We start from the raw sequence: 19211 nt of genomic DNA on the forward strand, positions 1-19211 counted from the left end.
GATTGAAATGAAAAATTAAATATGTATAATGGTAAATCATAAATTTATTTTGAGGTATTGTTATGACAATAGAAGAATTCAACAGCAGATATTTAGTAAAAAGAGAAAATACAAATTCTGAAAAATGGGAAACTATAAAAGATAAAAGGTTCAATGAAAACGGACTAATTCCTATGTGGGTTGCTGATATGGAATTTAAAGCACCAGATGCAGTAATAGAAGCTTTAAATAAAAGAATAGCTCATGGAGTTTTCGGATACACTGTTTTATGGGATAGTTATTTTGAAGCATTTTTTAATTGGCAGAAAACTAGATATAATATAGATTTGAAAGAAGAATGGATATCTTTTTCTACTGGTGTAGTAACTGCATTATATTGGCTGGTTAATGCTTTTACAAAAAAAGGTGATGGTGTAGTTATACTTACTCCTGTTTATTACCCTTTTCATAATGCAGTTAAAGATAATGAAAGAAATCTTGTAGAATGCGAATTAAAAAATGATAATGGCATATTTTCAATAGATTTTGATAAATTAGAAAATGATATAAAAAATAATAATGCAAAATTAATGATATTTTGTAATCCTCATAATCCAGTAGGCAGAGTATGGACAGATGAAGAAATAGATAAAGTATTTGATATATGTAAGAGAAATAATGTTTATATAATTTCTGATGAAATTCATCAAGATATAAATTTAGGAATACGTCCTTTTATATCAGCATTATCTATAAAAAATAAAGATAAATATATGGATAGATTGATTGTATTATCTTCAGCTTCAAAAACATTTAATTTAGCATGCCTTTTAAATTCTCATATAATAATACCAGATGAAAAAATGAGGGAAATATACAATAAATATGTAATCACTGTTAATAGAACAGAATTAAGTCTGCTTGGAATGACTGCCACAGAAGCTGCATACAGATACGGAGCAGATTGGCTTGACGGTTTATTGAAAACTATAAAACGTAATTATGAATATATAAGAGATGAATTAAAATCAAATATTCCTGATATAATAGTAACTCCTTTAGAAGGTACATATTTGCCTTTTATAGATTTAAGAAAAGTAGTTAATAAAGACAGAGTTAAAGAGTTTATACAAGATGACTGCAGAATAGCAATAGATTATGGTGAATGGTTTTCTAATAATTTTAAAGGTTTTATAAGAGTGAATGTGGCTACTGATTTTGAATATATAAAACTTTTTACTCAAAGAGTTATTAATCAATTAAATAATAAAAATTATAAATAAGTTTTTTAAAATAAAAAAAGCGGTAAGTTTTTATTTAATAATCTTACCGCTTTTTAATTGGTAATTCAATTAATCATCAAATTTTTGTCCCATTATTTGTCCGTTGCCTGATACCATAACTTCCATCATATTATTTAATTTGATTTTGTAATTTCCCCATTCTTTTTCAGCATCAATTATAGCAGCTTGAGGATAAGAAGCTTTTAATGCTTTAATAACAGCAGGAGGAAAAGCACTTTCTGGTATAGGAGTATATTCACTGTCTATATTTTCCCACTCACCATTAGATAAAAAGTCTATAGATACACCATTAGACAATTTAACATCAAATTTTCTTCCGTCTCTTTCAACTTTGAATATTTGTGCATCCGGAAATACTTTTTGTATGAATGATCTTGCATTTGCAGGTAATTGAGAAACAGGTACTACCCAATCATCAGCAAACAAACTAGAAACTGATAAAACCATTAATGATACAAATAAAATAGATAATTTTTTCATGATTACTCTCCTTATTTTTTAATTATTATATGTAAATTATCTTTACAATTATAAGTATAGCATTTTTATTTAATTTGTCAATATTATTTACAATATTTTTACAAAAAAATTACATTTTATTTAAATATATTTCAATTTTCTTATAAACTTTTTTAAATCTTCAGACAATGGAGCTTTTACCTTTATTAATTCATCAGTAATAGGGTGATTAAATTCCAAGCTATAAGCATGAAGTGCCTGTCTTGGAAAAAATCCGTCAGGTATAATGTTTTTTTCTATAAAATCATCGAATACCTGAGGTCCATATTTACCGTAAATTTTATCTCCAACCATATAAAGATTTTTAGAATATAAATGCACTCTAATTTGATGCATTCTTCCAGTATACAGCCTAGCCATAACTATAGCATAATCACCAATACGTTTAATAGTTTTGAAAGCAGTTTTTGAATATTTTGAACCTTCCACATTTTCTTTATGCAATGTTTGAAAACGTCTGTAATATTTATGTCCGCTTTCAAGCATATACCCTTCCACAATAAATTTATCTTCAATATCTTTTGCATTTTCCACTATGGCAATATATGTTTTCTTTATGCTTCTTTTTTTATTATTCAATTTTCTTCCGGCAATCATAGCACAAAATTTTGAAGCAACTTCATGTCCTCTTGAAAGTACCACACAGCCGCTAGTTTCTCTGTCTATTCTGTTTAACATGTTAATATTGCATTGAAGCATTTCTCTAACAATAGTATGCAAAGTATTGTGATAATATTTTCCGGAAGGTATAACAGGCAAATTAGCAGGTTTATTGGCTATTATCAAATCACCGTCATCATAGATTATAGTTACATTTTTATCTACTTCAGGTTCTTTCATTCCTATTATATGATAAGCTATTTCATCGCCTTTATTTACAGTTCTTGTATATTTGACTTTTTCGCCATTAAGAAGAACCAATCCTTGACCTATTAAATCCTGCCATTTGTTTCTTGAATAATAAGAAAATCTATCTCCCATATATTTATCCAATCTTGTATTATTCTCAAGATTTTCTTCTATACGGCATTTTCTTATAACGGATTTTTTATAAAGTTCTTCTGTATCTAAATGCAATTTATTTTTCGATTTTTTCATGCGGGCTATTATACTAATATATCAGAAATTGTCAAAATATTTAATCTATATGCAAATAAAAAAATTGGGCAGAAGAATAATAATTATTACTTCTACCCGCAACAAACAAACTTACACAAACTTTATATTATTGTACCGCTTTTCACTATTGTATTTTTAGGTAATATTACTATACCATCTCTTATACAGTAGAATTCACTATCTTGATGCTGTATTTTCTTTTTATTAGTAATAGTAACATTATCACCTATTCTAACGTTCTTATCTATAATAACATTTTTAAGAGTACATTTTTTACCTATACCAATTTTAGGAAGCTGCTTAACATTAAGTCTTTCAATGTCATCATTATCTTCATAATAGTCACTTCCCATCATAACTACTCTTTCCAACTCAGAACCGCTTTGAACTACTGAACGAACACCTATAACACAATCTTTGATAGTAGCATTTTCTATTCTACAACCATCTGCTATTATACTAGAAGTTACAGCAGCTTTTTCAACTTTAGAAGGTGATAAGTAACGTACATGAGTATAAATAGGAGCATTCTCATCATAAAAATCAAAAGGAGGATTTTTACTTCCGAAAGAAATATTAGCTTCAAAATATGCCTTTATAGTTCCTACATCTTCCCAATAGCCTTGGAATGCATAACTATATACTTTATATTTCTTTATAGCTTCAGGAATAATATCTTTACCAAAGTCAATCATAGAAACATCAGATAAAAGCTCTTTAAGTACATTACGTCTGAATACATAAATACCCATAGAAGCCAAATAATCTTTTTCAGGATCTTCTATATTGAACATTTTCTTTTGTTCTTCGCTTAATTTTAATGCATCTAATGCTTCATCTTCTTTTGGTTTTTCATGGAAGTTAGTGATTTGACCTCTTTTATTTACAAGCATTACGCCAAATCCTTTAGCATCTTCTCTTACAACAGGTACTGTACCAACTACTATATCAGCACCAGTTTCTAGCATATGCTGAAGCATTACATTATAATTCATACGATAAACTTGGTCACCGGAAAGTATAACAACATTATTAACAAATTCATTGTCAAAATGTTCTAAATTTTTTCTAACAGCATCAGCAGTACCTTGATACCAATCTATATTAGTATCAGTCTGTTCTGCTGCAAGTATACTTACATGACCGCCAGAGAAGTTATCGAATCTGTAGGCATTATATATATGATTGTTTAAAGATGCACTATTAAATTGTGTAATAACATATATATTTCTGAATCCGCTATTAATACAGTTAGATACTGGTATGTCTATCATTCTGTATTGACCGCCCAAAGATACAGCTGGTTTAGAACGTGCTTTTACTAATGGATAAAGTCTTGTTCCTCTACCTCCACCAAGTATCAAGGCAACAGTATTAAATACTCTCATAAAAAAACTCCAATAATTTTTATTATACTAAATAATTCATATATTATAAGTATAGTAAAAAAAAGAACCTTTTTCAAGAAATATAATACATATATATTATAATATGTTAAAATGTTTTAAAGCTTTATAAACACCATCACTATCAACGTCATCTGTTATATAGTCAGCAACTTCTTTTACACCTTCATTGGCATTTCCCATAGCGATACCTATAGCAGCATGCTCTATCATAGTAATATCATTTCCTCCATCACCGAAAGCCATTGTTTCTGATAAATCTATACCGTAGTATTCTATAATCTTATCTATTCCTATATGCTTTCCGCCGCCTTTTGTATTAACATCTGTAAATGCTGGGTGCCATCTGCTGGATTCGCAATTTTTGAATATTTTACTCATTAATTCTTTTTCTTTTTCCTCATTAACGAATAAATTAATTTGTAATATATCGTCTATATTCTTTTCTAAAAACTCATAATAATTGTCTACAGCTGGTATAGGTAAATTAATTGATTTTGAAACTTTCTCTACATCTTCATTAACATAATTTATATATATACCGCTATTCATCATAACAGAACATGGAAATTGTTCTTTATTTTTTAAATAGTCTATTAATGAATATATTTCTTCTTTTGCTATGCCATGTCTGTAAATTGATTTATCTCCTATGTAGCAATCAAATCCATTTGCTGTTATATAACCGTCAAATTCCAAATCATCTACATTGTTTATATGATTTTTTATTCTTCCAGTAGCTATAAAAACTTTTATTCCTTTTTCTTTTAAAAGTCTAATTGCTTCTTTAGAAGAATCTGAAACCTTATGTGTTTTGAAACTTACTAAAGTTCCGTCTATATCAAAAAATACTGCTTTTATCATTTTACTTATCCTCATTAATCTATTATATTAAAATGTTTCAATGCTTTGTAAATGCCGTCATTATCAACATCATCTGTTATATAATCCGCTGCTTTTTTAGCACTTTCATTTGCATTTCCCATAGCAACACCTATGGCAGCATGTTTTATCATAGAAACATCATTACCTCCGTCGCCGAAAGCCATTGTTTCTGATAAATCTATGCCGTAATATTCGATAATCTTATCTATACCTATATGTTTTCCGCCGCCTTTTGTATTGACATCTGTTAAAGCAGGATGCCATCTGCTGGATTCGCAATTTTTGAATATTTTACTCATCAATTCTTTTTCTTTTTCCTCATTAACGAATAAATTAATTTGTAATATATCATCTATATTTTCTACTAAAAAATCATAATAATTTTCTGCTACATTTATTTTGAGATTAATAGATTCCAAATATTTAGCAACTTCATCAGTAATATAATTTATAACTACACCCTTAGCCATCATAACAGAGCATGGAAATTGTTCTTTATTTTTTAAATAATCTATTAATGAATATACTTCCTCTTTTGCTATGCCATGTCTGTAAATTGATTTATCTCCTATATAACAATCGAATCCATTTGCTGTTATATAGCCGTCAAATTCCAAATCATCTACATTGTTTATATGCATTTTTATTCTTCCAGTAGCTATAAAAACTTTTATTCCTTTTTCTTTTAATATTCTTATAGCTTCTTTAGAAGAATCTGAGACCTTATGTGTTTTGAAACTTACTAAAGTTCCGTCTATATCAAAAAATACTGCTTTTATCATATTACTTATTCTCTCTTTCATAAATCCATTAAAAATCTACTAAATTAAAATGTTTTAGTGCTTTGTAAACACCGTCATTATCAACATCATCTGTTATATAATCTGCTATCTTTTTTACATTTTCATTAGCATTTCCCATAGCAACACCTATAGCAGCATGTTTTATCATACCTATATCATTTCCTCCGTCACCAAAAGCCATTGTTTCTGATAAATCTATGCCGTAATATTCGATAATCTTATCTATTCCTACATTTTTTCCGCTGCCTTTATGATTAACATCGGCAAATGAAAAATGCCATCTGCCTGATTCAGAATTTTTTAGTACTTCATTCATTAAATATTTTTCTTTATTCTCATCTACAAAAATATTAAGCTGCAAGATTTTATCATAATTATTTATTATATACTCATTAAAATCTACTACTTCCGGAATATTTACTTTGGCCATCGTGTATAATGTTTTAATTACATCATCTGCATAATTAATATGTATATTATTTGCGGTGATAATTGAGCATGGGAATCTATCTTTATTTAGATAATTTATTAAAGAAAACAAATCATTTTTATCCAATGAAATTTTATATATTTCTTTTAGGCTTCCATTCTCATTAATGAAACAATTACATCCATTAATCATTATATAACCGTAAAATTCTAAATTTTCCAAATTATCTAATTGAAATAAAGCTCTTCCGCTTGCTATAAAAACTTTTATGCCTTTAGATTTTAATTCCTTGAGAGCTTTTTTAGAATTTTCTGAAATTTTATGTGTATTAAAACTAACTAAAGTTCCGTCTATATCAAAAAATACTGCTTTTACCATTTTATACTACCATTTATTATTTTTTTGGAAAATATTATAATATAATCAAAAAGTTTTTCAATTGGTATATGATAATAATTAAGAATTGTAAGTATTTTTTATGACTATGTTTTGTTAAAAATTAATTATATAAAAAGGCAAAAGATCTAAAAAATTAGACCCTTTACCTTTATAAAAAATAGAATATTTATTTTGATGCGTTATTCAATATATTTACAATAGCATTAGCAAATTCTTTTGATGAATCAGGGCCATTAGCAGTGATAATACTTCCAGAAATCACCACTTTATCAGACATAATATTAGCATTACCATGTCTAACATGTGATTCATCAGCAGATAAACAAGTAACATTAACACCATCTAATATTTTAGCATTAGCCATAATAACAACACCGCTTCCTATTCCTGCCACTACTTTTTGATTATCTAAAAATAGTTTAGCAAGACCTTGAGTACGCCAGTCGTCCCATAAAGTTATGCATCCAATACCGCCTATAAATACTACAGCATCAAATTCCATAGCATCTACTTCACTGAAAAGCAAGTCTATGTTAGTCATGCCACCCAATTTACCTTGTGCAGTACCTATAAATGTAGATGACACTTCAGTTTTATATCCTGCATTTTCAAATATTTTTTTGCTTTCAAAATATTCTTCATCTTGGAAGTTTTGTCCAGATAAAACGAATAAAATTTTATTAGTGTTTCCCATTAGTAAAATTCTCCAAATATTTATTATAATCCGCAATTTCTATCATAATTATTTTTGTTTAAAATAGCAAGTTCATAAGCTTTTACATATTCTTTGGCACTTTTTTCCCAAGAATTATCTATTTTCATTCCTCTTTTTTGCATTTCTGTAAATCTGTCTCTATGATCATAATAAACACTAACAGCCCAGCCAATAGTATTATATAATGCTGAAGGGTTAGAATCATAGAATTTGAATCCTGTACCTTCACCTGTTTGTTCATTATAATTTTCAACAGTATCTTCAAGTCCTCCAGTAGCATGTACTATAGGTAAAGTTCCGTATCTTAAAGAATACATCTGATTAAGTCCGCAAGGCTCAAATAATGAAGGCATTACAAATAAATCACATCCAGCTTCTATTAAGTGTGATAACTCATTACTATAGCCTATATAAGAACCTACTCTGCCAGGATATCTTTTTGGTATATCTCCAAAGAAGCTTTCTAATCCTTTCTCACCTGAACCTAATATACAGAATTGAACTTTCATGTTATTTACTAATGGATCTATTATTGAAGCTATTAAATCATATCCTTTCTGATCAACAAATCTTCCTATAGCACCTATTAAAACAACATCATCGTCTTCTTCTAATAAGAATCTTTTTTGAAGTTCTTTTTTACATACTTTTTTACCTTTCATATCGCTTACAGAGTAATTAGCAGGTATAAATTTATCTTTTTCAGGAGACCAAACATCTTCATCAATACCATTAAGTATACCAAAGAAACTTGTAGTCTTATTTTGTAAATAAGGAGCCATACCATGACCGCCGTAAGGAGAAGCAATTTCTTTTGCATAAGTAGGGCTTACAGTAGTAACTACATCAGAGAAGAATATTCCGCCTTTTAAGAAATTGATGTTACCATGATCTTCAAAAGTATCAGGACTGAAATTGTTCCAGCCTAAACCTAAATAATCATAAGTAGTAGTAGCATTATATATACCTTGATAATTTGCATTATGTATAGTAAGCAAACTAGCAGCACGTCCTACTGGGTCATTCCAGTGCCAAGTTTTAATATATGCAGGAATAGCAGCTGTCTGCCAGTCATTAGCATGAACTACATCTACATTTAATTGCAAATCTTTACATAATTGCAAAGCAGCACGAGAAAAGAATCCGAATCTCCAAGCATTATCTTGATAATCATTGAAAGAAGCATCATGATAAAGTCCTTCTCTGCTGAAGAAACTATGATGCTCTATGAAATAAAAATCAACTCCGTCTTTTACAGTTTTAAATACTGAACACCATTCTTCACCACTACCCATCCATACTCCCATAGTAGGAAGTACATTCTCTAAATAACAATCATGAAAATTAATATCTCTATATTTTGGAAGAACTACACAAGCTTCTACATCTAATTTTTTTAGATAAATAGGCAAAGCACCTACAACATCAGCAAGTCCACCTGTCTTTATGAATGGTGTAGCTTCAGAAGATGCTATCATAACTTTCATTTTTGGCATAATAAACTCCTATAAATAATAGTGGAATATACTTTTAAATATATAACTTTATTTAAAAACTTCAAGTAAAATTGAATTTTTACAATACTATTATAGTAAAAGTTTGACAAAAATAAAAGAATTCTATTAATTTATTAAAAATTAACAGAATTCTTTATAATATTAAATTTTTTAATAAAATTATATATTAATTTCCAATATCTCTAAAACTTTATCTCCAGCAGGTACTTTTATAGTAACAACATCTCCAACTTTTTTGCCTAATAATCCTTTAGCAATAGGAGTTACTATAGTTATTTCATTTTTACTCATATCTGCTTCTAATTCACCTACTATTCTATATTCAAAAGTAGCATTTCTATTTTTATCTTTTACTTTTACTCTTTTACCAAAAGTTACAGTGTCTTTGTCTAAAGAAGCTGGATCTATTATTTCACATCCTGCTAAATCGCCTTCTAACTTTGATATTTGAGCATTTAATAATCCTTGTCTTTCTTTTGCAGCATGATACTCAGCATTTTCTTTTAAATCGCCTTTTTCTCTAGCTTCTGCAATAATAGCTGGTAAAGTTTCAAACTCTGCTTTTAATTCAGTGAGTTTTGCCTTTACTTTTTCATATCCTTCTTTTGTAATTGGTTTTGCCATAGTTAATATCCTTATTATAATAATCTTAATATTATAAACTATTTTTAAATATTTACAAATAAAAAGATTAATGAATAAATTTAAAACCTTCTAATTGATATATTTTTATACTCATATCTCCGCAAACTTTGAAAGAATATTCATCAGGATAATATCTTGTTGTAAATGCCAATTCTCCGTCATTTACAAATATTTCTATAGTAGATGTATCTATTAATATTCTAATATTTTCTAAAGTTTTTAGTTCAGCACTTCTTTTTGTTCTGCCGCCGCCTATTTTTTTACCTATATCGCCTACAAATTCTAATATAAATCTATTGTTTTCGTATTTAATACAAACACCATCTGATATAAATAATTTCAAATTTTCTTCTTTAATGTTATCAATAATAACATCATATAATGAAATGTCATTTGAAATTAAATTATCAGATAAAGTGTTTTGAGAATATTTGTTTTCTAATACTGTTTTGCTTCTTAATTTTTCTAAATTTCTATGAGGAATTTGATATAATTTTCCATTTTTCAAACTTAATTCTCTAGGTATAGTTAAGCAATGCTGCCAGCCATACTGAACAGTTAAGTTTTTATGGTCATCTTCTGTATCAGGTACTCCCATCCAGCCAATTATTACTCTGTTTCCATTTTCATCTAAAAATGTTTGAGGAGCATAAAAATCAAATCCCTTATCTATTACAGTGAAATTATCTACAATTACAGAATCTTTATTTTTATAATCATCATTAACTAAAAAATATCCTGAAAGATAAATATTTTCGTATAGTCCTTCTACTTGTTTAACACCTTGAGGACATGTCAATAAAATATCTTGTCCGTCTAAATTAAATAAATCAGGACATTCCCACATATAACCGAAAGTATCTTTTGTGTGTATAGTACTTATATGCTTCCAATTCCTCTTATCTTTTGAAGAAAATACTAATACTTCGCCAATATCATTATCTCTGTCAGGTCCATATTTTCTAGCACCTTGTACCATATAATAAGTATCATTTACTTTAAATACTTTAGGGTCTCTTATATGATTGGTTATATCTTTAGGATAATCCTTCATTTCCATTAAACATTCTTTTTCTGAGAAGTTAATACCATCTTCGGAGACAGTAAGCATGGTATTAGCCTCCCTTCCACTTTCTATGTAATCATGTTCTCCTAGAAGTTTTACATTACCAGTATAATATACATATAATTTATCATCTTCTATAAAAGCAGAACCAGAATACACTCCGTGACAATCGTATTTTTCATCTGGGTATAATGATACTCCCACATATTCATAATTTATTAAATCTTCAGTTCTATAATGTCCCCAAAATTTTAATCCGCCCTCAACCTCAAAAGGTGAGTATTGAAAATGTATATTGTATTTACCTTTAAAATATGATAAAGCATTAGGATCATTCATCCAACCAACTATAGGCATTAAATGGAATTTTAATCTCCATTTATCATTGCTTTTATCACTTTTTATATATTCAATTTCTTTTTTATTGATTGCTTCTTTAAATATTTTACTAACAAGATTTATCATTTTTTTTCCTTGAATTATTTAATAATACTTAGCATCATGTATAAAGGCAATACATGACACTAAGTAGAACAAATAATTTTTATTGGATTTATGTAGAAATTATCTAAATGTGTCAATTTTATTCTTCGTCTTCCTGCATATACTCTTTTGGTACTCCAAAGAACCAAGTTATAGCGAAAGATAAAACAACTGTAAGTATGGCAACACTAATATAACCTATTAATTGTTTTCCATCATAAATATAAAGTAATGTACCAGGAATACCAGTAACGCCATTAGCTGTAGCTTGTAAGTTTAATAATCTGGCAATTAATCCAGTGATACCGGCAGCTATAGCACCGCATACCATAGGTTTTATTCCATATCTTATGTTTATACCAAATATAGCAGGCTCTGTAATACCAAGCCAAGCTGATAAAGTAGCACCATATCCCATAGCTTTTACGCTTTTTCTTCTAGTTTTTAAACTAACAGCTAAACAAGCAGCACCGGCAGCTAAATTGGCAACACTTAAAAGAGGATTGATTGGATTAAATGTTGTAGCAGCAAGTAAAGATATCTCTATCAAATTCATTATATGGTGAACGCCTGTAACTACTATAAATATGATTCCAAAACCTATTATCAAACCGCCTAAACCAAAAGGCAAAGATAATGAGAAATTTATAGCTATTAATATCCATTGTTCAACTATATGGAATATTGGACCTATTACTGCTAAAGATAATATTAGCATTATAAGCAACGTTAAAAATGGAGTAGCTAATATATCTATTATATTAGGTATAATCTTTCTTAATTTTAATTCTAATTTAGAACCTATAATACCAGCAATAAGAGCAGGCAATATACTTCCTTGATAACCAACTATAGGTATAAATCCGAATAACATTATAGGTTTAACTCCGCTGTCTGGATTGGCTACTAAATATGCATTAGGTAAAGCAGGAGAAACTAACATTAAACCTAATAATATACCTAAAATAGGCGAACCGCCAAATACTCTAAAAGTAGACCAACATACCAAAGCTGGTAAAAATACAAATGTTGTTTCTGTTAACACACTCATAAATGTTAAAACAGATACTGGTATATCGGCCACTTTTGTATTAAATAGACCTAAAAAGCTGTCATTTATCAATGCACCTTTAAGACCTAAAAATAAACCTGTTGCTATCATGGCTGGCATTATAGGTACAAATACATCAGCAAATATACGTATGAATTTTTTGAACTTATTTCCGCTTTTATCATCTGTTTTTGTTACTGTGCTATCATCTTTTTTTGCTGAACCAGTAACACCTAACTGTACAACTTCATCATAAACCTTATTTACAACACCAGTACCAAGTATTATTTGATATTGGTCTGAATTGAAAAATACTCCCTTAACACCTTCTATTTTTTGTACATCAGAATCCTTTATGCTTTCTCTATTTTTTACTATTAATCTTAATCTTGTAGCACAGAAAGTTGCAGATATAATATTATCTTTATTAACTACTTTCACTATTTCTTCAGCAGTTTTTTTATAATTGATAGCCATAAAAAAATCCTATTGATAATTATTATTTATGTAATCGGTTACATAAATAATAATAGCATTATTTTAATATTTGTCAACCACTATATCATTTTTTATATAAAAAATTTATGTTCTCAGTTACATATTTAATATAATAAAACTTTTATTTTTGTCAATTTTTTTAATAATTTACTGCTCACCTATAACTACAATTACCTGCTCCTTTATTCAAATATATTTTATAATTTAGAATATGTTTGATAAAGGCTGAAAAATAACATTAAATTTAGAAATTATGTAGTATATGTAAAATAAATATTTATTATTGCCAGCGATAAAATTTACTGATAAATAGCTGAAAACTCATTCGTCAGTTATCATCTGCTCGTTTACCGCTTTAAAAAATTAAAAAATAATTCTAATAAATGCTTATTTTTTTATTATTATAAAATTATGAATTTGTATTTTAGTCTAAAAAAGTGTATACTATTATCCTTGTAGAGGAGAATAATAGGTTAGTATGAAAGCTGGTAAGAATTCATATAAGAAAAAAATAACTATGAAAGATATAGCAGAGATAGCAGGTGTAACAAAAACAACTATTTCTCGTTATTTTAATGGCGGATATATCAAAAAAGAAACTAAAGATAAAATAGCCAAAATAATAAAAAAATATAATTATGAGCCTAATACTTTTGCAAGATTGAATGCTAAACAAAGTTATATGATAGGTGTTATAGTACCAGCTTTGGATTCTATAGTTACTTCTAGAGTATTAACTGGATTAGAAAAGACTTTTAGAGAAAAGCATTATATGCCAATTATTATAAATACTAATCATGACTCTAAATTAGAAATTCATTATATAGAAAAATTAAAAAGATTGAATGTTGATGGAATAGTTTTAAGTGCAACAGAAATAACTGATGAACATAGAAAAGCTTTAAAAAAGTTGGATATACCTATTGTTATTTATGGACAAGAATATTCTGATGGTGTAAGCATAGTTAATGATGATTATAATGCAGGTGTTGAAATTGGAGAATATATTGGAAGTAAAAAACATAAAAATGTAGGTTTTATTGCTGTAGATGAAAGAGATGTTGCAATTGGTATAACAAGAAGAAACGGTGTTTTAGACGGATTAAAAAATTATAATATAAACAATGTAAGCATAGAAATAGCTGATTTTTCTTATGACAGTGCTAAAATTGCCACCGAAAAATTATTAAAAAACAAAAAATTAGATGCTATAATCTGTTCTACAGACAGGCAAGCTCATAGCGTATATAAAGTAATAAAAGAAAAAGGTTTGAAAATGCCTGATGATATATCTGTAATATCATTCGGAGGATATGAAATCGATGAAATTATAGAACCTAGACTTTCTACAATAAAATTTGATTCTTTTAATGCTGGTGTTTGTGCAGCTAATATTTTAATAGATTTAATAAATAATGTTGATGTTAAGAAAGTGCTATATATAAATTATGAATTTATTGAAGGAAAAAGTGTAAGATAATAATATAATTTTATCTTATTATTCAAAAAACAAATTTATTAAATAATTATTCTTTTCATTGAGTATATACTGAAACGATTTCATTTTCCGACTACTGCACATTATGTAATATTATCAACTTTTTTGCCGCACACGCTCTGCGGACTTCGTCAAAGTTGCAAAAAACGCAATTGCTAAAGCTTTATATTAAAAATATGCCTATTAAATATATGATATACCTTAAAAATGCAGTCTTTCGCGAAGCGTATCCGAGCCCGCCGAGGATATAGGTTCTTTGTGGCATACCTAAAGGTACTTCCTTCGGTCGCAAAAGAAGTGGGGGTGTGGGGGCTAGTCCCCACAAATAATAAAAATAATAAAATAATTTTTGACAAAATATAGTTGTTTAGGTATATACTAAAAATTTTTAAGTTTGTCAACCGATGCACTTTATACGGCACGCAGAGCGTATTAAAAGAACTGTGGTATGTGGCAAAGCCCCATATATAAAAAGATAAATTTATTTTTGATAAAACATAGTTATTTAAGTATATTCTGTAATTAAATACAATTTATTAAATAAGTATTTTTTATTTTATTAATATGCTTATATCTTAAAAATAAGTGAGCCAATATATTAATTAAATATAATGACTCACAAATAGCAAAACAAAAAAATATTTACTAAAATTAATCCCACCAAAAATACCAAACATTAGACTTTAATAATGTTCCAGCCAATTTACCATGATCATAATTTTCAGCATATTGATCTACTCTATCCAAACAAAAATAATAATGTTCAAGTGCAAGTTCTCTAGCTTCTTCTTCTGTTTTAGGCTGTTTTTCTGCCCAAAGCTCCCAAGTATCATAACCTACTACTGCAGGATATGCATTATATTTTTCATACCAATATTTGAAAATAGCTGCTTGTGTTTCAGGATTAGGACAATCATTAAAACCGCCCATAGGAATATAACATGCCAATTCATAAGGATTAGTAGTAGGAATTTTCGCTAATATCAAATCGAAAGTAACAGGATTATCTAAACTATAATCATAATAAGAACCAAAACTATCAAATATTTCAAAGCCTTCTACTATAGGAGCATTGAATGATTTTTTTATTTCTTCAATATTTTGATTTATGTAATCTTTATAATTTACTTCTTTAGATTTCTCTATATATTCATTTATTAATTTCTTTGAATCTTCAATTTCTGCATCATTGTCTTCTAAAAAAATTTCTATTGCTTCAGAAAGAACATCACTTGGTACTATGATTAAAGGTGTATATCCCTCTTTTTTGCCTTTTTCTAAATGTTCTTTGTAGCATTCCATTATTTTAGTATCGTCTTCAAGTCCGCCTTTTAATACTTCATAATCGCATTTAAGAAAATCTACTATTAATTGCATATTATCATCTAATTGTATATCATTAGCCATAATACAACTCCAAATATTTTTTTATTCTTATACTACAGTACTTAAAAATAAAAGTCAACAATAAATAATTAATCAGCAAATAAACATGCCGCAGAATGCTTATCATTAATATTTTCTAATTTAGGAACTGTCTTTTTACATTCATCTTTTGCATATATGCACCTTGTATGGAATCTGCATCCCTCTGGTATATTTGATGCATTAGGTATTTCTCCGGTAATAGGAAGTTCTTTTATTATGTTAACTCTGCCGGAAGATGCATCCGGTACTGCCGCAATCAAAGCCTTTGTATAAGGGTGTTTTGGATTATCTATTATTTCATCAGCCTCCCCTATTTCAACAATGCTTCCCAAATACATAACTGCTATTCTGTCTGCAAAATATCTTGCTGTTGATAAATCATGAGTAATGTATATATAACTTAAATTCTTTTCCAATTGAAGCTCTTTCATCATATAAAGAATTTCTGCTCTGGTAGACAAATCTATCATAGAAACAGGCTCATCTGCCACAACTAATTTAGGATTAAGTATCAAAGCACGTGCAGTAGCTATTCTTTGACGCTGTCCTCCAGAAAGCATATGAGGATAACGCTCCATAAATTCCTCAGGAGGATTTATTTTTACATCTTTTAAAGCCTTAATAACTATTTCATCATAAACTTTTTCATCACCTTCAATATTATGAATATATAGTGGTTCTTTAAGTACATCTTTAATTTTAAATCTAGGATTCATAGAGGCATAAGGATCCTGAAATATCATTTGAACATTTCTTCTATATTTATTAGTTTCTTCTTTATTAAAATTATTTATATTTTCATTTTCAAATATTATATTTCCGGAAGTAGGATTTATAAGCTTCATAATAAGTTTTCCTATAGTAGTTTTACCGCTTCCGGACTCCCCTATTATAGCAAGTATCTCGCCTCTTTTTACATCAATACTGACATCATCAACAGCTTTTATTTCTTTTGATTTTTTCAATAAACTTTCTACTATACTGGTATGCGGATAAAAATATTTCTTTACATTTTCAAGTTTTAATATTACATCTTCATTCATGATATTTCTCTTTATTATATTATTTAATCAACTAAATGGCAGGCACATAAATGACCATTACCTATATCTTTTATAATAGGCTCTTCATTTTTGCATTTATCTATTCTTTCTTTGCATCTTTCATAAAACATACAGCCTTTTGGAGGATTAAGCAAATCTGGAGGAGTTCCCTCAATAAATTCCAATTTACTAACTGCCTTATTCAATCTAGGAGTAGCTTTTAAAAGACGTTTTGTATATGGGTGTTTAGCATTTTTGTATATATCTTCATTGCTTGCAAGTTCTGCAATTTTACCTGCATACATAACACATACTCTATCTGAAATTTCAGCTTCTAATGCCAAATCATGAGTTATAAAAATAAATGATAAATTAAAATCTTTTTTAAGTTTTTTTAATAAATTAATTATTTGTGCCTGTACAATAACATCTAATGCAGTAGTAGGTTCATCAAGTATAATAAGTTTAGGTTTTAAAAATAATGCTGCCGCTATAACTACACGCTGCTTCATACCTCCTGAAAGTTCATGGGGATATCTTTTAGCTACACTTGAATGAAGTCCGACATATCCTAAATATTCTTCTATCAATTTATTAGCTTCAGTCTTACTCATATCAACATGTCTGTTTAATGTTTCTATCATTTGACTGCCTATAGTATATACCGGAGTAAGTGAATTCATAGCTCCCTGAAAAACCATAGATATTTTTGACCATCTGATATTTTTTCTAATATATTCTTCTTTAAGCGGAATAATATCTTCATTATCAAGTATAATTTTTCCGCCTTCATATTTTCCCGGAATTGACGGCATTCTTAAAAGTGATGTACCAAGACTTGTTTTTCCGCATCCGGATTCGCCTACTATGCCTAAAGTCTCACCTGTATTTATTTCAAAACTAATATCGTTAATAGCTTTAACTAATCCTTTAGAAGTATGATAGTACATTTTTAAATTTTCTACTTTTAAAATACTGTCCATTAATTTCCTACTTTATTAAAAAATATATTATGTTAATTGATTATAATATAATATTAATATTTTTACAATTAACTATTTTTTTTTATGGTAAAAAATGAATTAAACAAATAAAACAAATTGAAATAATTCTCTTTTGCTGTAAAATAGTTAGAAGTCTAATATAAAAATAAATATTTTAAGGAAGAAAATATAAAAATCAAAACCAAATTTATTGTATTTGCTATCTATATAGTAATATCAATTTCAATACTTGTTGTATTACAAATCAACATAAGAAATAGTATTAATGATTTTAGAAATATTTATCAATATATAATAGACTCATCATCAATAGCAAGAAAATATCAGCAGAATTCAGCATTCTTAACACAATTTGTAAGAAGTTATGTAGCTACAGGAGATTCAAAATACGAAAGGGCATACAATGATTGCATAGCAATATCCGGAGGAAACAGGCAACACAGCTTAAATATGATAGAGGTCTATATTGGTCATTATATTTAGCAAATGGACAAAAACCATACAGTGACGGCGAAACAAAAGCCTACGAAACTGTTATGAAAGAATTGAATTTCTCTAAAGAAATGTTTGATTATTTAAATTTATCAAAATCAAGATCAGAAGAATTGGTATTATTAGAAACAAAAGCAATGGATATAATCAAATCTATACCAAAAACAACTAACAATATTATAGCACCAGAATACCAGTCAAAACAATTAGAGGCAATAGAATTAGTTAATGGAAATGAATATGAAAATAAAGTTTATGAAATCATGATGCCTATAGATCAATTCTTTGATAAATTAGAAAGCGACAATGCAATTAAATTAGAAGAAGCAAATAAAAGAGTTGTAAGAGCAAATGTTATATTTTATATAGTGTTATTATTTGTCGGCGTATCTGTATTTATATTCTTAGTATCTATAGCAAAAAATATAATAACTAATTTGAATATATGTATAAAATTATCATCAAGCATAGCAGAAGGAAATTTAAAAGTACAAATCGATGAAAAATTATTAAAAAATAAAACAGAATTTGCTATGTTATTGCATAGCTTTAAAAATATGTCTGATAAACTTAGAGAAATAATATCTCAAGTACTTACAAGTTCTGACAGAATATCATTAGCAGCAACAGAAATATGAAATGGGAACAATGATTTATCACATAGAACTGAAATGCAGGCATCAAGTTTGGAAGAAACAGCTTCATCTATGGAAGAAATAGCATCTACAATAAAATCTTCAGCTGATAACTCAGTACATGGAAATGAAATGATGCAGGACTCTGAAAAATCAGTAAAAGAAGCAGGAAGTATTATAGAAGAAACTACTAATAATATTGAATTAGTTTATGAAGCAAGCAATAAAATAACAGAAATAACTAAGATAATAGAAAGTATAGCATCACAAACTAATATACTAAAAATTTTTA

17 protein-coding genes and 1 pseudogene are annotated in these 19211 nt (G+C 28.0%); 4 read left to right on the plus strand and 14 right to left on the minus strand.

All coding sequences use genetic code 11. The annotated features are described in order from the left end of the window. Nucleotides 1-62: 62 nt before the first annotated feature. Nucleotides 63-1262, plus strand: coding sequence for a MalY/PatB family protein (locus tag R4K56_RS12210; protein ID WP_335772704.1), 1200 nt, complete (start codon nucleotides 63-65; stop codon nucleotides 1260-1262). Nucleotides 1263-1331: 69 nt separating this feature from the next. Here the strand turns inward: R4K56_RS12210 and R4K56_RS12215 are convergent, their stop codons facing one another. The 11 genes from R4K56_RS12215 to R4K56_RS12265 all read right to left on the minus strand — a co-directional run bounded on the left by R4K56_RS12215 (nucleotide 1332) and on the right by R4K56_RS12265 (nucleotide 12798). Continuing rightward, nucleotides 1332-1763, minus strand: a complete 432-nt coding sequence (locus R4K56_RS12215) for a PepSY-like domain-containing protein (protein ID WP_335760681.1) — start codon at nucleotides 1761-1763, stop codon at nucleotides 1332-1334. Between the two features lie 120 nt (nucleotides 1764-1883). Further along, the gene (locus R4K56_RS12220) at nucleotides 1884-2900 is read right to left on the minus strand and encodes an RluA family pseudouridine synthase (protein WP_335772703.1); all 1017 of its coding nucleotides are present in this window, start codon (nucleotides 2898-2900) and stop codon (nucleotides 1884-1886) included. Nucleotides 2901-3022: 122 nt separating this feature from the next. Further along, on the minus strand, nucleotides 3023-4309 hold the full coding sequence (locus R4K56_RS12225) for a glucose-1-phosphate adenylyltransferase (protein WP_335756579.1): 1287 nt from the start codon (nucleotides 4307-4309) through the stop codon (nucleotides 3023-3025). 96 nt (nucleotides 4310-4405) lie between these two features. Further along, complete coding sequence (locus R4K56_RS12230; RefSeq protein ID WP_335772702.1) at nucleotides 4406-5191, minus strand: Cof-type HAD-IIB family hydrolase; 786 nt, start codon at nucleotides 5189-5191, stop codon at nucleotides 4406-4408. Between the two features lie 14 nt (nucleotides 5192-5205). Next, entirely contained in the window at nucleotides 5206-5994 is a 789-nt protein-coding gene (locus tag R4K56_RS12235) for a Cof-type HAD-IIB family hydrolase (protein WP_297299574.1), read from the minus strand. Between the two features lie 28 nt (nucleotides 5995-6022). After that, the gene (locus R4K56_RS12240; protein ID WP_335772701.1) at nucleotides 6023-6823 is read right to left on the minus strand and encodes a Cof-type HAD-IIB family hydrolase; all 801 of its coding nucleotides are present in this window, start codon (nucleotides 6821-6823) and stop codon (nucleotides 6023-6025) included. Between the two features lie 187 nt (nucleotides 6824-7010). Continuing rightward, nucleotides 7011-7538, minus strand: coding sequence for a DJ-1/PfpI family protein (locus tag R4K56_RS12245; RefSeq protein ID WP_335769651.1), 528 nt, complete (start codon nucleotides 7536-7538; stop codon nucleotides 7011-7013). Nucleotides 7539-7561: 23 nt separating this feature from the next. Further along, nucleotides 7562-9055, minus strand: coding sequence for a glycogen synthase GlgA (glgA, locus tag R4K56_RS12250; RefSeq protein ID WP_335772700.1), 1494 nt, complete (start codon nucleotides 9053-9055; stop codon nucleotides 7562-7564). A 180-nt stretch (nucleotides 9056-9235) separates the two neighbouring features. After that, nucleotides 9236-9700 carry a transcription elongation factor GreA gene (gene greA, locus R4K56_RS12255; RefSeq protein WP_297299559.1) on the minus strand — a complete coding sequence of 155 codons (465 nt, stop codon included), beginning with the start codon at nucleotides 9698-9700 and terminating at the stop codon, nucleotides 9236-9238. A gap of 67 nt (nucleotides 9701-9767) precedes the next feature. Beyond that, nucleotides 9768-11249, minus strand: coding sequence for a glycoside hydrolase family 32 protein (locus R4K56_RS12260; protein WP_335772705.1), 1482 nt, complete (start codon nucleotides 11247-11249; stop codon nucleotides 9768-9770). Between the two features lie 121 nt (nucleotides 11250-11370). Next, nucleotides 11371-12798: a PTS transporter subunit EIIC gene (locus R4K56_RS12265; protein WP_335772699.1), complete on the minus strand. Its 1428-nt coding sequence runs from the start codon at nucleotides 12796-12798 to the stop codon at nucleotides 11371-11373. A 499-nt stretch (nucleotides 12799-13297) separates the two neighbouring features. Between R4K56_RS12265 and R4K56_RS12270 the strand changes: the two genes are divergently transcribed. Beyond that, entirely contained in the window at nucleotides 13298-14299 is a 1002-nt protein-coding gene (locus tag R4K56_RS12270) for a LacI family DNA-binding transcriptional regulator (RefSeq protein ID WP_335772698.1), read from the plus strand. A 669-nt stretch (nucleotides 14300-14968) separates the two neighbouring features. Here R4K56_RS12270 and R4K56_RS12275 read toward each other — a convergent pair. The 3 genes from R4K56_RS12275 to R4K56_RS12285 all read right to left on the minus strand — a co-directional run bounded on the left by R4K56_RS12275 (nucleotide 14969) and on the right by R4K56_RS12285 (nucleotide 17771). Next, complete coding sequence (locus R4K56_RS12275) at nucleotides 14969-15724, minus strand: DUF4253 domain-containing protein (RefSeq protein WP_335760673.1); 756 nt, start codon at nucleotides 15722-15724, stop codon at nucleotides 14969-14971. A gap of 68 nt (nucleotides 15725-15792) precedes the next feature. Continuing rightward, a complete protein-coding gene (locus tag R4K56_RS12280; RefSeq protein WP_335756587.1) occupies nucleotides 15793-16788 on the minus strand; it encodes an ABC transporter ATP-binding protein in 996 nt (331 codons plus the stop codon). Between the two features lie 23 nt (nucleotides 16789-16811). Beyond that, nucleotides 16812-17771, minus strand: a complete 960-nt coding sequence (locus R4K56_RS12285; protein ID WP_335756588.1) for an ABC transporter ATP-binding protein — start codon at nucleotides 17769-17771, stop codon at nucleotides 16812-16814. 428 nt (nucleotides 17772-18199) lie between these two features. Here R4K56_RS12285 and R4K56_RS14780 point away from each other — a divergent pair, with 428 nt between their 5' ends. Next, nucleotides 18200-18922, plus strand: coding sequence for a methyl-accepting chemotaxis protein (locus R4K56_RS14780; protein ID WP_418233763.1), 723 nt, complete (start codon nucleotides 18200-18202; stop codon nucleotides 18920-18922). A 33-nt stretch (nucleotides 18923-18955) separates the two neighbouring features. After that, nucleotides 18956-19211, plus strand: a pseudogene (locus R4K56_RS14785) (methyl-accepting chemotaxis protein); the annotation flags it as partial.

Source organism: Brachyspira pulli (assembly GCF_036997785.1).
GTDB classification, from domain to species: domain Bacteria; phylum Spirochaetota; class Brachyspiria; order Brachyspirales; family Brachyspiraceae; genus Brachyspira; species Brachyspira pulli.